General features: G+C 50.3%; 14 protein-coding genes. All 14 read left to right on the top strand.

The features are described 5' to 3' along the window. Window positions 1–26 precede the first annotated feature (26 nt). The 14 genes from MUCPA_RS33980 to MUCPA_RS33915 are packed head-to-tail and all read left to right on the top strand — an operon-like array spanning window position 27 to window position 15,995. Complete coding sequence (locus MUCPA_RS33980; RefSeq protein ID WP_008512974.1) at window positions 27–335, top strand: DUF4134 domain-containing protein; 309 nt, start codon at window positions 27–29, stop codon at window positions 333–335. Then, complete coding sequence (locus MUCPA_RS33975; RefSeq protein ID WP_008512973.1) at window positions 332–625, top strand: hypothetical protein; 294 nt, start codon at window positions 332–334, stop codon at window positions 623–625. The genes MUCPA_RS33980 and MUCPA_RS33975 overlap by 4 nt, the downstream gene beginning before the upstream one ends. Next, window positions 606–3,053, top strand: coding sequence for a TraG family conjugative transposon ATPase (locus MUCPA_RS33970; RefSeq protein WP_008512970.1), 2,448 nt, complete (start codon window positions 606–608; stop codon window positions 3,051–3,053). Before MUCPA_RS33975 ends, MUCPA_RS33970 begins: the two co-directional genes overlap by 20 nt. 1 nt (window position 3,054) lies before the next feature. Then, on the top strand, window positions 3,055–3,720 hold the full coding sequence (locus MUCPA_RS33965) for a hypothetical protein (protein ID WP_008512968.1): 666 nt from the start codon (window positions 3,055–3,057) through the stop codon (window positions 3,718–3,720). A gap of 58 nt (window positions 3,721–3,778) precedes the next feature. After that, window positions 3,779–4,450, top strand: coding sequence for a hypothetical protein (locus tag MUCPA_RS33960; RefSeq protein WP_008512966.1), 672 nt, complete (start codon window positions 3,779–3,781; stop codon window positions 4,448–4,450). Continuing rightward, window positions 4,447–5,112: a hypothetical protein gene (locus MUCPA_RS33955; protein WP_008512964.1), complete on the top strand. Its 666-nt coding sequence runs from the start codon at window positions 4,447–4,449 to the stop codon at window positions 5,110–5,112. Before MUCPA_RS33960 ends, MUCPA_RS33955 begins: the two co-directional genes overlap by 4 nt. Then, a complete protein-coding gene (locus tag MUCPA_RS33950; protein ID WP_008512962.1) occupies window positions 5,109–5,888 on the top strand; it encodes a hypothetical protein in 780 nt (259 codons plus the stop codon). Before MUCPA_RS33955 ends, MUCPA_RS33950 begins: the two co-directional genes overlap by 4 nt. Beyond that, a complete protein-coding gene (locus tag MUCPA_RS33945; protein WP_008512960.1) occupies window positions 5,888–7,033 on the top strand; it encodes a hypothetical protein in 1,146 nt (381 codons plus the stop codon). The genes MUCPA_RS33950 and MUCPA_RS33945 overlap by 1 nt, the downstream gene beginning before the upstream one ends. Before the next feature lie 15 nt (window positions 7,034–7,048). Beyond that, complete coding sequence (gene traK, locus MUCPA_RS33940) at window positions 7,049–7,663, top strand: conjugative transposon protein TraK (protein ID WP_008512958.1); 615 nt, start codon at window positions 7,049–7,051, stop codon at window positions 7,661–7,663. After that, window positions 7,641–8,087 (top strand): hypothetical protein, encoded by a 447-nt coding sequence (locus MUCPA_RS33935; RefSeq protein WP_008512955.1) that lies wholly within the window; start codon window positions 7,641–7,643, stop codon window positions 8,085–8,087. The genes traK and MUCPA_RS33935 overlap by 23 nt, the downstream gene beginning before the upstream one ends. Before the next feature lie 2 nt (window positions 8,088–8,089). Next, entirely contained in the window at window positions 8,090–9,259 is a 1,170-nt protein-coding gene (gene traM / locus MUCPA_RS33930; protein ID WP_008512954.1) for a conjugative transposon protein TraM, read from the top strand. Between the two features lies 1 nt (window position 9,260). Further along, a complete protein-coding gene (locus MUCPA_RS33925; protein WP_040626803.1) occupies window positions 9,261–10,082 on the top strand; it encodes a DUF4138 domain-containing protein in 822 nt (273 codons plus the stop codon). Window positions 10,083–10,108: 26 nt separating this feature from the next. Next, window positions 10,109–10,483, top strand: coding sequence for a hypothetical protein (locus MUCPA_RS33920; RefSeq protein WP_008512949.1), 375 nt, complete (start codon window positions 10,109–10,111; stop codon window positions 10,481–10,483). Beyond that, window positions 10,473–15,995: a DNA methylase gene (locus tag MUCPA_RS33915; RefSeq protein WP_008512947.1), complete on the top strand. Its 5,523-nt coding sequence runs from the start codon at window positions 10,473–10,475 to the stop codon at window positions 15,993–15,995. The genes MUCPA_RS33920 and MUCPA_RS33915 overlap by 11 nt, the downstream gene beginning before the upstream one ends. The last annotated feature ends 58 nt before the right edge of the window (window positions 15,996–16,053 follow it).

The raw sequence follows: 16,053 nt of genomic DNA, 5'->3' as shown, positions 1-16,053 counted from the left end.
CAAAAAAACTCTTTTATGCTTTTTTCATGCTTAAAAACATCCAGCGCAAGCTGGCCTGGGTACTGGCGCTTATCGTCAGCCCAATTTTCGTATTTGCCCAAAGCGGCGTTAACGGGTTAACTACCGCAACATCCACCCTGAAAACCTATATCGATCCGGTAACCGACATCACCCTGGTTATCGGTGGTATTGTCGGTATCGTCGGTGGTATCCGCGTGTATTCAAAATGGAATTCGGGGGACCAGGATATCAACAAGGAGTTGATGGGATGGGGTGGTTCCTGTTTATTTCTCGTACTCTCCTCGCTGATCATTAAAGCCTTTTTCGGTTTATGACAGCGCGAAAATTCGCAGTTTATAAGGGGCTCCAAAGGCCCCTTATTTATAAGGGGTTTAGAGGAAAGTTCATTTATTGGGGCATCGGCGCTGTGCTCTCGGGCCTTGTTCTGGGCTCAGTGACCATGGCTGTAATCAATATGTGGCTGGGCATGGTCGTCCTGATCGGCTGTATCGTCGGCGGCCTGTTCTACATCGCTTCACGGCAGAAAAAAGGCCTCCATAACAAGACCCGGCATAACGGGATCTATATTGTTACCCCTTTTATTTATGAATACCCGCAAGTTTGAAACGCCGTATATCGGCGTTGACCCAGGCGACGACTTCGATATCTTATACGGTTCCAGCGGCGAGTTTTCCGTAGTGATCGCCATGAAAAACCCCGTCGTACAATATTCGGCCGCCGCAAGCGATTACGACGAATTTCAGAACCTGCTCACCGGCATCATTAAAATATTGGGCGACGGTTACCTGCTTCAAAAACAGGATATCCTGCACAAAGCGCCATTCGATCCCACCGCGGCCGATGAGTACCTGCAGCAAAAGTTCAACGCTCATTTTGCGGGCCGGGCAGCACTGCGGATCGACACCTTCCTGACCGTTACCCGCCAGGTCAAAAAAGGCCGCTTTTATGTGTATGACCCCAAGCAGCTGCGGGATTTCCGCACCGCCGTTCATAAGGTAACCGACGTACTGAAGGCTGCCAAATGCGAGCCTTCCATATTATCAGAAAAACAGATCACCGAACTTGTCCGCCGGATGCTCGCCATGCGTTTTGGCAAAGGGGCATTCTCCCTGAACAATTTCAAGCCGAACGATACCGAGATCCGCATGGGCGACCGTTCGGTACGCTGCATTCCCCTGGTGAACAGCGATCAGGTAGATATGCCCGGGGAACTGGGCACCTATACCGAACTGAATGAGAACGAGGCGGTACGCGGCTTTCCTGTCGATATGTTATCCTTTCTCTACCAGGTGCTGGCTTTTGAAGCCATCGTATATAACCAGGTCATTGAAATACCTGCACAGCAGGCTACGCTCAATAAACTGGAAGTAAAACGAAAACGCCATTCAGGGATTCCCGATCCGGCCAACGGACTGTGTGTAGAGGATATTGATCTGCTACTGAAAGACGTCGCCCGTAACGGACAACTGCTTGTCAACGTGCATTACAGCATTATCATTGCAGCACCGACAACGGATATACAAAAATCGGTCAACTACGTGGAAAGCGCCTTGTTTCAGCTCGGCATTATTCCGAATCAGAATGCCTACAACCAGCTGGAGCTGTTTCGCGCCGCCATGCCGGGAAACGGCATCGAATTAAAGAACTATGATTGGTTTCTGACGACCAGCGATGCAGCGCTATGTCTGTTCTTTAAGGAACGGCCCATGGATGATGAACAGTCTTCGTTTCGCATCCGCCTAACCGACAGGCAGGGTATCCCGGTGGCCATAGACCCGGCGGATTTGCCCATGCGTACCGGGCGCATCAACAATAGGAATAAGTTTGTATTAGGGCCCAGCGGTTCTGGCAAATCGTTCTTTATGAACTCCTTAGTGGAGCAATACCTGCTCTTTAATATGGATGTCGTGATCGTGGATGTCGGGCATTCCTATTCCGGATTATGCGCTTATTACGGCGGGAAATACATTACCTGGCAGGATGATAAGCCAATTACCATGAACCCATTCCTCATTACCGAGGAAGAGTACAACCTGGAAAAAAAGGACAACCTGGTTACTCTGATCGCCCTGCTTTGGAAGGGTGCCGGTGGTTCGGTGACCACCATCGAAAGGGATGTACTGACTGCTACGGTAAGCGGGTATTATGCCACGGCTTTTGCAGAAGGTTCGGGCATCGATCTTTCGTTCAATTCCTTTTATGAGTTCGCGCTGAAAAAGATTCCCGGGATCAAAACCGAAGAGCGTATTCCCTTCGATCTCGATGAGTTCCGTTACGTACTCAAAAAGTTCTACCGTGGCGGAGAGTATGAAAGCATCCTTAATGAAGCGGGCGACCAATCGCTGCTGAATGAGCGCTTCGTGGTCTACGAAATTGACGCCTTACAGGACAATTTGGTACTCCTGCCCATTGTTACGCTCATCATTATGGATGTATTTATCCAAAAAATGCGCAACCGCAAAAACCAGCGAAAGGCGCTGATCCTTGAAGAAGCCTGGCGTGCATTGATGTCACCGATCATGAGCACCTTTTTATTGTATTTGAATAAAACGGTGCGCAAGTTCTGGGGCGAGGTGATCGAAGTAACACAGGAGCTTTCGGATATCATCAGTAATTCGGTGGTAAAGGACAGCATCATTAACAACTCGGATACCGTCATCCTGCTGGATCAGCGGAAATTCAGGGACAACTACGGCGAGATCGCCAAAGTGCTTTCCATCTCACCGACCGAGCAGCGCAAGATCTTTACCATCAACCAGTTGGATAACCGCGAAGGCCGCGCCCGCTTTAATGAAGTGTATATCCGTCGCGGTTCCACAGGAGAGGTCTATGGCGTCGAGGTTAGCCGCCACCAATATTATGTCTACACCACCGAAAAGCCCGAAAAGAATGCTGTCCAAATTTATGTGCAGCATTACGGAGCCTATCCGGCGGCACTGGACGCCTTTCTTGCGGACATGGATCGCAGCGGAATCCCCGCAGGTGACTTTGTTCAAAAGATCAACCTGCAAAACAAACCCTTAACCATCTAACATGAAAACTTTCCTGTTTTTAATCTCCGGCCTGCTGTTGTCTGTAGCATTGCATGCCCAGGAGCTGGTCGTTGATCCGGTTACATCCGGAGCAATGCTGGCCAACAGCGCCGTCATCAACGGTCAGCTGAATACTACCAATAATAAATTAACGGCGATACAGACAGCCCAACTTGCCGTAACCGGTCAGCTGACGATCGTCAATAATTTGCAGAACAAAATTTATAAAGGCTTATCCGAGGTAGCTTCGGTGATCAATAACCTGTACTCGATCAGGGATATTGCCGAAACCGGCTCGGATATCGTCACCGATGTGCAGAAAGCAGTTCAGACCGCACGCGGTAATCCGGCGCTGTTGCTGTTTGCACAGCAGGGTGCCCAGGACTTTGAAAAAAGAGCGGTCGCACTCGCGGCGGACGTCTCTGCTTATGTATTGAAAGGCGGCAGCGACAACCTCATGGACAGTTCCGAACGCGGCAAACTCCTCAATCACATTGTGACCGAAATGCATGTCCTGCGCGGCCTGGCTTACGGAATGCAGCGGGCCATGTACTGGGCGCAGCTCAGGGGCATCTGGGCTTCGCTTAACCCCTGGTCAACCTGGCAGAGCGAGGATGTTCGTATAGCGAATTCGGTGGTTAATGAAGCCAAATACCTGCACCGGTAAAACCTGGTAAGATTTGCGGATTGGCCGACAAGCCTAAATTCTTTAACCCTTAAGTTTCATGACAAAGAACAAGCCCATCTTAACAATTTTTTGCCTTTTATTTTCCGCATTGGCCTACGGGCAAGGTAAAGTACTGAATATCCCAGAGCTGTTACAGCTGGTTTCTTATTCCAAATCCGAGCATAACCTGCAGACGAATGCACGGGATAAACAGGCTACGGTCACTTCGACGGAAACCGCCAATAAAACCCTGCTCGTCAAGATCAAGGATATGTACCGTACCCTACAGAACCGTTACTCCACTTTAGGGACGGCGATCTCCGCTGCCAATATCGGTATCGAGGCAGAGCCGATGGTCAACAGCATCATACGCTCACAATCGCAGCTGTACCAGCTGGCGCAAAAGAATCCCGCCATCATTGCTTTGGCTTACCAGACGGAAATAGATTTTGCCGGACATTCCGAAATGCTCATCCGCTATCTCGCCGGGCTGATCATTTCTATCGGCGATGTCAACCAGATGAAGTCCTCCGACCGGAAGCTGCTTTTTGATTACGTTGTTACGGAATTGAGTAACATTGAGGATATGAGTAACCGCCTGGTCCGTAACGTACAATTTGGTACAATAGCGTCCTTGCTGCACCACCTGAACCCATTCGACGACTTCGTTTACGAGGATCAGCACATGATCAGCAGCATTTTAAGCAAAGCGAAATATTTAAAGCGATGAGAAAGATAGGTTTGTTGCTTTTCGGTATATGCTTCCGGTTTGCTGCTCTTTCTCAGGAAGTGGTTTTTGACCCGCAGCATTTGGTCGCTGTAGAGGAAAACCAGGCGGTGCGAATGGCGGCGGAAGGAACCCACCAGGATTATCTTAAAAAGATCAACGATAATGTCAATACCGTCAATACCAACGTCTCCTCCGTGGTAGCCGCCCAAACGCTGATTTATAACGCGCTGGCAAATGTCAACTCGGCATTAAAAGATGGCCTGATGATGAAACAGATCGGCCGGACGACGACCGATATTATCTATTATTTAAACGAGAGCATGGCCCTGGCCAAGGACGACCCGCTGCTCTTTTTCGTTACCGCCAAAATTCAAAATGAATTCGGGCCAAAGGCCACCGCAATGGTAAGCGATATATCGGGGTTCATCCTGAAGTCGGATGGCAATGTGCTTGCCGATTACAACGGCCGCGACCAGTTGCTGCGCAGGGTTGTACAACAGTTACAAATACTCGATGGCATGGCCTACGGTACCTGGAAGGCCATGTACTGGGCTAAGTCGCGTGGCATACTCAAAACGCTGAATCCCTTCGCTAGCTACATCAATAAAGATCGCGCCTTTGCCGCGCAGATCATTCAAAACGCAAAATTCTTAAACAAATGAGATTGATATTATTAATGATCCTGTTTCCGATCATCGCGCTGCGCGCCTGTGCGCAACGGCAAGTAGCCGACCAGAGTGTCCGCTACCAACAGGAACGCATGGTTTACCTGCAATGGGACCAGAATAAGTTTACCCCAAAGCCCGGCTTCCTCAGCCTTAATCCTTATTACTGGCTTACCTGGGGGCTTTTCGATCCGAATTACCACAAAAACGACTTGCGACCGTTGTCAGCGACCGGGCCTCAAACACAGCGCCTGGCGCTGGTCGGCACCATGAATTCGGTAGATAACAGCTATAAATTAAATGCCGATACTGTAAGGAATACAGCATTGACATCTATCGCCGAACAATCCGGCCTGCTTTCAGATGCCGATCCCTTATGGCTGCTTTATTACAGCCAGGCACTGGCGCCCGTATTGAATTATTCAGATGCGTCGATACTGGCGCCATTACCTGCACAAGTGCGAACCGCCGTGATTTCAGAAGGCGTATTACCGTGGTATGAAAATGAACTGGCTATGCTAAAAGAGCGCATTAATGCCGCCCGGTCAACGGATATGGACCGGGGCTCCCGCATCATGGCCTATTACCGGTACCTGAAAGAATACCGGACAATGGCGGCAACCTGGGCGACGCGTGTGGCTACGGCACAGCATAATATCACCATGGTCAAGCAGCAGGCTAAGGCCAGAAGTACGCCCGTAATTACCAAGGGCTGGACGCCGGCCACCGATGTGCAGCTGGCCAAACAGGTTGTAGCAGAAAGGAAGTACTGATGAAAAAGAGCTTATTATTGATCGCTTTCCTCTGCAGTTTCAGCTTTTGCTGTTTCGCACAGGACAGCAGTTATGAAAAGTCCCTGGAATTCCTTCAGGGTGACGGGGTTTACGAATCAGGGATGATGACCTTTTTGGGCGCGCTTAAAGATTCCATCTGGTCGAACTTCGACCTGTTCATTAACGATGCGAAGGCCTTATCCGCCATCTTTATGATCATCTATTTTGCGATCAAGAGCTATGAAATGATGGCGGGCGATAAAAAACTGGAAGTCATGCCGCTGCTAAGGCCCTTCGGCCTCGCGATGGTTATTCTCTGGTGGGGCGGTTTCGCTAAAATGGTGGCTTTTCCGACCGATCTGGTAGCAGGCGAAACCGAGCAGATGTTCGCCTCAGAACAGGACAACGTAAACCAGCTTCGTTTTCAGCGGGCCGATCTCATGAAACAGGTCGCCGACTCCCTGTATACTTTCCAGGCACAGACCGAAGTGGCGGCCAAAGAATCAGACACCTGGTATGGCCAGGCCTGGGACGCGGTTACCTCGACCGTTAAGGAAGGGATCTCTACAGTGGTCGCTCCCCTGATGGAACTGAAGGCAAGGCTGCAGATCAGCATCCAGTTGTTGATAACGCAGATACTTGAACTGGCAGGGATCTGGATACTCCGCATCGCAACCTATATCATTTTTATGATACAGATCATTTATTCGAGTATCCTCGTCATCCTGGGGCCCTTTGCCGTCGCAGTTAGTATCCTGCCAGCTTTCAGGGATAGCTTTTCTACCTGGGTCGCCCGGTTTGTTTCGGTAAACTTATATACAGGTATCGCTTACCTGGTGATGTACCTCTGCGCCCTGATGCAGAAATACGCGCTTTCGTCCGAGATCAGCAAATACCAGGAACTGCTCCGGCCCGGTGCCAGCGGCCTGATGGAAAAGTTCGCGGTTTTTTCAGGCAACGGCATTCTTTCCTTTGGTGAAGTAATCGTCGTATTTTTTATAGGTGCCGTTTGTATGTTCACGGTACCATCGATCTCAACCTGGATCATCTCCACGTCAGGGATTTCTTCAGCTTCTTCAGCATTTGGCCGCAATGCTTCCATGATGGCCAGGGCCGCACGCAAAGCCGCTGGCGGTATGCTGTAAAATCCAATTTGATTCATGCTTATCAAAAATATCGAAGCCAAGATCCGGCTGGCGACAGTGGTCGCCATCGGCAGCCTCGTCACTTCGGTCATCATCAGCGGCATCGTATCCCTGTTTGCCTTCCGGCAGGTAGCCAACGCCCGCAGGAGCGTTTACATCCTGGACAATAATGTCCCGATCCTGGCCAAGCAAACCGATATACAGGTTAACCGCCCTGCGGAATACCGGGCGCATGTTGACCTGTTCCATACGCTGTTTTTTTCGCTGACACCGGATGATAAATACATCGAATACCAGCTTAAAAAGGCGATGTACCTGATCGACGAATCTGGCGCAAGGGAATATGACGACCTTAAGGAAAAAGGTTTTTTTACATCCATTTTATCCTCCAGCTCGGTACTCACCCTGCAAACGGATTCCATATTGCTGGACATGCCGCGACATTACTTCCACTATTACGGAAAATTAAAAATCGACCGGCGCAGCTCGACGCTGACGCGCTCCCTGGTAACAGAAGGTTACCTGAAGGATATCCCGCGCAGCGATAATAACCCCCACGGTGTCCTCATCACGGGGTGGAAGACCCTGGAAAATAAAGACCTCTCCAATGTTCAAAAGAATTCATTCTAACCGCGACCCTGAAGATACCCTTTGGAAAGCCTTGCATCAAGAGTTCAGCGGGCATTTTGTAAAGGCGGGAAAGCGGTTCGGTATCCTATGCCTGAATTATCCGAGGGTGATTTTTTGCATCATGGTCGGCCTTCTGCTTTTTTCCGGCGCGCTATCGTTTACCGTTTTTCGCCATCCCGTTAAAAGTTCGGCTGCCCATCCTGCTATGCAGGACCAGCAGCCGAACAACTTAAAAAGCCCGCATCTGCTGGATGCCGGCTTTACCAGGATACTAGGAGCAGGATCAGCTTTGAAACGGACCCTGGACCTTAAGGAACGGGTGGAAACTACCTTGGCGAAAGGCCGCCTGACGCACGCCGACAGCATTTGGCTCGAACATGCGCTTGATTCCCTGCAACATTTGCAACACCAAATTCAACATTAATTATGAAGATCGACTTCAAACAACCGCGTTATATCCTGCCGTTGATATTGCTGCCCTTCCTATGCCTTTTCTTTTACGTATTTCACGGAAAGGCCAGGGACAAAGGGCCGGTAAAGCAAACCGCAGCTATACAAAGCGACGTGGGCGGCGTTTCTGCCCATGTCAAGAAAAGTGCCCTTTCGGATAAGCTGGATGCTTTCCGGAACACTTATAAAGAAAGCGACGGCCTTACCGCTGTAACCGCCGTCACCACGGATGAAATAGCAGCCACGAAATTATCGGGGAACTATGCTGACCGCCAGCGGGCACAAATGGATTCCATCGACCGCGCGATGAAAGCGCGGTTCAGTTCCGGGATGATTGCACCGGTTAAGCGGCAGGATGCCTCGGTGCAGGACAGGCAGGTAACTGCGGCTTTAAATGCGCTGGCCGCGCAGCGCAAAGCACGGGCACAATCAACGAGTAGTCCACCAGGTAATGTTCCGGCTGATAAAGATCCCATGACCGTCTTTAAACAGCAAATGGCTTATGTCGACAGCCTGCAAAAGGCCAATGATCCCGCGTTAAAGGTAGAACGGCAGCAACAACAGGCTAAAGCCAAAGCACTGGCCGGCCAGCCGGCAGCTCTGGAAGTTCGCAAAGCACCGGGGAACGGCACTGATTTTAATACCATTAAACCGGAGGCGCACAGTGAGCTGATCTCGGCCATGATCGACGAGGAACTGACCGCTTATGCCGGTTCACGTATCAGGCTGCGTCTGCTGGAAGATATCTGGGCAGGCAAAAACCTGATCCCCAAAGGAACCGTCCTCTATGGTCTGGTCAATGGCTTTACGCAGCAGCGCGTGACCTTCCTGATCAGTTCCGTGATGTCCGGCGGCCAGATCCTGCCCGTCAAACTTTCGGTCTACGACCAGGACGGAATGTTAGGCCTGTATGTTCCAGCTTCCGCGTTTCGTGATTTCACCAAGGATCTGAGCGGAAACACGATCCAGGGCGTGAACATAGAATCCGGTAGCGCCGGGAACCAACTGCTGATGAGTTCCATGGACAAGGTATTCCAGTCTACTTCATCAGCTATCGCGAGCGCTATCCGCAAAAACAAAGCAAAGATCAAATACGGCACCTATGTGTACCTGGTCGATCCGCAAACCATTCAAAACACCCGTTAATATGAAAAAATATTTGTTATTGCTTGCCGCAATCATAATGGCAGTAGGGCAAAGTTTTGCCCAATTAAATAAACGCGATCTGCCGGTCGTGTATCTTCCGACAAACGTATCCGTTCATTTCGTATCCCCCGAACCGATCCGTTTCGTGGATATTTCGGTTAAAGACATTTCAGGCGACCTGCCGGTACCCAACGTTTTGCGTATCCACCTCCGTGATTCCGTCTCCCGATTTAACGACGCCGTGGTTACCATAACCGGTGAAAAGTTTATCGCCCAGTACCGGGTAGTTCCCTGCCGGGATGATCAGGACGGTACCGTACAAACAGAGATCGCCATTGAACCCGCTGATTGCCGGCCGCTGGATAATCCGGAGATCGGTCTTTCACAGCCGGAACTCAAATCAAACGCCCTGCGGCTTTTGGCGATGCGGCCGGGCCATCCCGTTGAAGAAGCGAAAGCATTCGGATTGGAGGGCGCACTATTTCACATTTACACGCTTGGCGATTATATCTTTCTGGACATAGGATATCGTAATCAAACGAAGTTGCCCTATACCATTGATCAACTGCGTTTCAGTATGGAGGATAAAAAAGTCACCAAGGCCAGTACCGTTCAGTCCGTAGCCGTTACGCCATTATATGTCCTGCAGGATATTCCGGGCTTCACTAAATATTACCGGAACATTTTCGTATTTAAAAAACTGACCTTCCCCGGCAATAAGGTGTTTACTATCAGCCTGAGTGAAAAACAGCTTTCAGGGCGCACGCTGACCCTCAAAGCCGGTTACAAGGACCTGCTCCGTGCCGATGTCCTTCCAAAATAAGGGACTGCATTAATCAATTATAATTTATGGCAGAAACCATTAATCGCCTGGCCAATGCGCTGGTGCGGCTTGACCCTGCCTTGTATATCCGGTTGCAGGATGGGAATGACTTAGAGGAATACCTGGACGGTTTTGACGATATCGAAGCACTATCCGCCGCTTTGCCGCCCTCGCCGCTCGATTTTCTGGAAGATGTATTGGAACAGGATTTTCGCGGACACTGGCTGCGTTTTCATGAAGCCGGTATCATTCGGTATGAGCTGCTCAATATCTGTGCAGTTTGTGAGGCGACCTTGCAGGAGTTTGGCTGGCCGGAAGCAGACGACAGCCGCCTGCTCCGCTATGCGGTGATCACCGCGATAGACGACTATCTCCAGGAAGGGGGCGGCGATGGCCTATAATCCACGTGAGAAACTGGCCGCCAATATCGCGGCTCTTCGCATAGCACTGGACTGGGACGGTAAGCGTAAACTGATGGCTGCTGAAATTTCGACCTTAAAGACCTACTCAGGTTTTGGTGGTTTAAAAGCCGTACTCTATCCGGCAGGAGAACAGGACGAATGGGTTAAAATGAATGCCTCGCAAGCCGATCTCCGTTTGTACCCCCAGGTTATGGAATTGCACGCCTTGTTAAAGGAAAAGTTAAGCAGTTATACTTATAAACGTGCATTGGATGATTTGCAGGACAGTTCGCTCACAGCCTATTACACCCCTGACCTGCTGCCCCGTGCCATCTATACTGCGCTGGGCGATCAGGGATTGTTACCGAAGTATCTGTATGAACCAAGCGCAGGGGCAGGAATATTTGTTACCGAAGGAGCCCGTCTTTTACCGGAACTGCAGAAGGTGACGGCTGTAGAAAAAGATCTGCTGACCGGCAAGGTGCTTGCGGCCATCTGTTCTGAAATGCAGGTACCTGTAGATGTACACGTAAAGGGCTTTGAGGAAACTGAAGCCTCAGAGAAGGGACGTTTCGACCTGATCGCATCCAATATACCTTTTGGAAATATTTCAGTTTTCGACCCTGCATTTAAAAACAACAGCATTACAGACCGTATTCACAATTATTTCTTTGCAAAAGGCCTGGACAAAATAGGACACGGTGGTTTATTGGCCTTTTTGACGACTGATGCGTTCCTGAACACACCCGGTAACGATATGGCCCGTAAACACTTGTTTACCTCGGCAGATTTTATCAGCCTGCTCGTTCTGCCGGATAACCTGATGAAGGATAACGCCAATGTAGAAGCGCCAACCCACCTCTTGCTGGTACAGAAGAACGACCATAAAAACAGTTTTTCAGAATCCGAGGAACTGTTGCTGGCCACGGTTGAACAAACCGGGGAGAACGGTACCTATCCGCTCAATGCTTATGTTCACCGTCATCATGAACTGATCATGGCAGACGAAGTCGCAGAAGGTACCAACCAGTACGGCAAACCCGCCCGGGTGATCTGGCATAACGGGGACATGGAGGATCTGTTCCCGGCGATGGTGGAGCAATTGGCGAATGACTTGGATGCCCGCTTTGATAGGGCACGGTTTGAAACACTGCAGCAACAGCTGGCTTTTGAAAAAGGTGAGCTGGACAGGCGCAACGAATCGGTAAAGACGGATACTACAAAGCAGCTCACCTTCCTGGAAATTCCGTTACCCAAGGAAACTAAAGTGGTTGCCCAGTTAGGGCTCTTCGATGCAGCCCCGCAGCCCGTCGGGAAGGCGCAGGCTTATTTATCCGATAAGGACAACGCGAGCGTGGATACTTCATCTGCCCGCATCATCAGCACGATCCGGACAACCGAACGCCCTGAACATGACAGTGTGGTATTGCTGACCGCACGGGCCAAATCTACCGGGCGTTACCTGTATAAACTCTATGCCAACGTCGCGGAATTAAAAGTATCCGCCAAATGGCTGACGGGGAATGTATTGACGGATGAACTCAAAGCGCTTTCCACAAAACTTAAGAGTTTCGGGTACGATTACGTTTATGAAGGTGACAAAAGCCTGGAACCGGCCTTCGGCCTGGTACCTGAAAGGCCAAAAGGCTTCCGGAACCTCAAACCATTCTATGTCAAGGATACCCTGGTTATGCATGGCGACAAGGCAGGACTGATCGGCACTCCCGGAGAAACGGAAGCAGAATTCTTCCCATTTGAGGAGCAGGACCAGCGGGCTTTTTATAAAGCCTATATTAAGGTTCGCGATGCATATATAGAGTTGTTCAACACGGAATCAACAACCCTGATGGAGCAGCCTGCGCTACGGGCGACCCTGAATCAAAACTACCAGGCATTTACTGAAACATACGGCGAACTGAACAGGACGTTTAACCGCTCGCGGATGCTGAATGATCCAGCCTTCGGCTTCACCGTGCTTTACTCTCTTGAAAAAAAGGAAGAAGGGCGCTTTGTCAAATCAGACATTCTTAACGGGCCGGTATTCCCACGACAGAAGGCCTTAAAGACCGACGATCCTGCCGAAGCGTTGGCGCGCTGCCTGAACGATAAGGGTTTTGTAGACCTCAATTATATCTCCGGGGTAACCGGGCTTTCCGAACAGGACGTGATTGCCGGTCTGGAAAAGCAGATCATTTATAACCCGGGGAAACAGGATTGGGAAACCACCGACCGTTATTTGTCAGGAAATGTCGTTCAGAAATTAGCCGAGGCGGAAATAGCTATTAAGGAGAACCCCGACCATTTGCAGATCGCCCGCAGCCTGGCCGCCATTCAGCGTGCACAGCCTGAAACCATACCCTACGAATTACTGGAGCTGGACTTCAACCTGGGTGAACGCTGGATACCGACAGATTACTACCAGCGTTTTGCCACCAGGCTTTTTGAGATCAATACGCAGGTGGAGTATTTCCCTTCTGCCGATACGTTCAAGGTGGGCTATTCAGGGGGAAACGCGATTACCGACGGAGAGTTTGCTGTGACCCCGAAATCAGGACAGAAAATGAAAGGGCACACGCTCCTGGAGCATGCGCTGGAAAACACGAATCCCTTCTTTACCTATAAAGTTAATCTTGACGGTGAAGAAATACGAATACCGGACAATGAAGCTACCCAGGCAGCACATCAAAAGATCGAGCTTATCCGTGAACGCTTTATCGCCTGGCTGAAAGAACTGCCGTCCGACGAAAAGTTGTTCCTGGAAAAGCGGTACAACACCATCTTTAATTGCTACGCGCTGCGCCAATACGATGGCAGCCACCTGACCTTTCCGGGACTTGACCTGAAAGGTGCCGGGGTTCCCGCCTTGTACGATTCCCAGCGGAATGCCGCATGGCGCATCATTCAAAACCGGGGTGCGCTGATCGATCATGAGGTGGGTTTGGGTAAAACGCTGACCATGATCATTGCAGCGGTAGAGATGAAGCGACTCGGTATTATTTCCAAGCCATCTATATTGGCGCTGAAGGCAAACGTAATTCAGATTGCCGACACCTTCCGCAAGGCTTACCCCAACGCACGCATATTGGCGCCAACGGAAGATGACTTCACACCCGGGAAACGTCAGCAGCTCTTCCTTCAGATTAAGAATAACAATTGGGACTGTGTCATCATGACCCACGAACAATTCGGGAAAATTCCGCAGGACCCGGAAATTCAACGCGAGATCTTGCAGGAAGAACTGGACAACGTCGTGCGTGACCTGCAAACCCTGGAAAACCTGGGTGCACAGATCACCCGCAAAATGCTGAAAGGCCTTCGGGTGCGTCAGGCCAATTTGCGGGCGTCACTGGCACAAATCGTTTTCGACATCCAAAACGTGAAGGATAGCGGTATCACTTTCCAGGAAATGGGCATAGACCATCTCTTCGTGGATGAAAGCCACAAATTCAAGAACCTCACCTTTACCACCCGGCATAACCGGGTGGCCGGGCTGGGTAACCCGCAGGGCAGCCAGCGGGCACTGAATATGCTTTTCGCTGTGCGCTCCCTGCAAAAAAAGTTCGACGCCGATCTCTGTGTAACCTTTTTATCCGGTACGCCTATCTCCAATAGCTTAACGGAGATGTACCTGATCTTTAAGTACCTCCGGCCACGTGAACTGCAAAGACAGCAGATCGAAAACTTCGACGGCTGGGCAGCGGTATATGCCCGCAAAACGGTAGACTTTGAATTTTCGGTTACCAACGAGATCATTCAGAAAGAAAGGTTTCGTCATTTTGTAAAAGTGCCGGAACTGGCGCTATTCTATAACGAGATCACCGATTATAAGACAGCGGAACAGATCAACCTGGATAAACCGGAACTCGATGAGCAACTGGTGAACATCAAGCCAACGCCCGAGCAGGAGGATTTTATCCGCCGCCTGATGGATTTTGCTGCCACGGGTGACGCCACGCTGATCGGACGCGAACCGTTGACCGAGGAAGAAGACAAAGCGCGAATGCTTATCGCCACCAATTACGCTAAGAAAATGGCGACGGATATGCGCCTGATCAATGCGGATCTGTACAGCGACCACCCGGATAACAAGGTAAATACCTGCGCGCGCAAAGTGGCCGAATTTTATGAACTGAGTAAGGAACACCGGGGCACCCAACTGGTGTTCTGCGATATCGGTACGCCGAAGAGCGACGAGTTCAATATTTACGATGCGCTGAAGGATAAGCTGGTGCAGGATTTTGGCATTCCGGCTGGTCAGATCTCCTTTATTCATGACTGGCCGGATAAGAAGCGTCCGGAAATGTTCCGCCTGATGAACGCCGGCTATATCCGCGTGATGCTTGGCAGTACCGAAAAGCTGGGAACCGGCACCAACGTGCAGGAACGGGGCGTGGCCCTCCACGACCTGGATATCCCCTGGCGGCCATCAGACCTTAACCAGCGCGGCGGCAGGTTCAGCCGTAAGGGTAACTGGCTGGCGAAAGAACATTTTGATAACAAGGTGCCCAGGTTTGTTTATGCCACCGAAAAATCACTGGACAATTACAAATTTAACCTGCTGCAAACCAAGCAACGGTTTATCGACCAGATCAAAAATAGCCAGATCAGTGTCCGTTCCATCGACGAAGGTGCCCTGGATGAACAGAGCGGGATGGGTTTTGCGGAATACATCGCCATCCTTTCCGGCGATACCTCATTGCTCGACAAAACGCGCGTCGATAAAAAGATAGCCGCCTTGGAGGGCTCCCGTTCATCACATTATAAGGAGGTTTCCCGGGCGCGGGTACGTCTTGAGGTTGTTGAACAGGAACGCAGTAAAACACTGGTGACCCTCGAAAAACTGGCCGTGGATGAAAGCGATTACAAGAAATTGCTCACCCATGATGACGAAGGAACAAAACATAACCCCATTCGCATGACAGGTTTGGAATCAGCAGACCCGGAAATTATTGGCAAGCATATCATTGACCTTTACCGGAACTGGAAACCTGCCAAGGGGGAATCCGAGGATAAACAGGTTGGTACGTTGTATGGTTTTGACCTGTATATCCGTCAGCAGCGCGAAGGTTATGAAACCAATGGCCTGATGGATTACAAGTATTCCAACTCTTTGTATGCCGAAAGCCCGCAGTCAGGTATTAAATACCTGTATAATGGCGGCCTGCCTAACGTGGATAATCCTAAACTCGCCGCGCGGTATTACATCAATGCCATAGACCGGGTGGTATCGCTAAAGGAAAAATATGAAAAAGAGGTGGCCACCCTGGAAAAAGAAGTACCTGTATTGAAAGGAATCATGGGCAGGGAGTTTGAAAAGGAACAGGAACTGGCCGACCTCAAAGCAGAAGCGGCAAGGCTCCAGGAGAAAATCGCGGGAACGATCAGGGATAATCAAATGAAAGTCGTGGAAGGATCTGAAAACGATGAGATCGCCGAAATTCAGGACGAGGATAATATCCTGTCACTGGATTCAGAACAGGAGAACGAGCCCCGTCGGGCAATCGGGAGGTAAATATGATCATGGAGCATTACCGGTGCCCGCTGCACCGATATACTTTTTCAGTTACACC

Source organism: Mucilaginibacter paludis DSM 18603 (assembly GCF_000166195.2).
Classification (GTDB): Bacteria; Bacteroidota; Bacteroidia; order Sphingobacteriales; family Sphingobacteriaceae; genus Mucilaginibacter; species Mucilaginibacter paludis.
The sequence above is the reverse complement of the archived record's forward strand: the minus strand, read 5'-3'. Positions and strand labels throughout refer to the sequence as shown.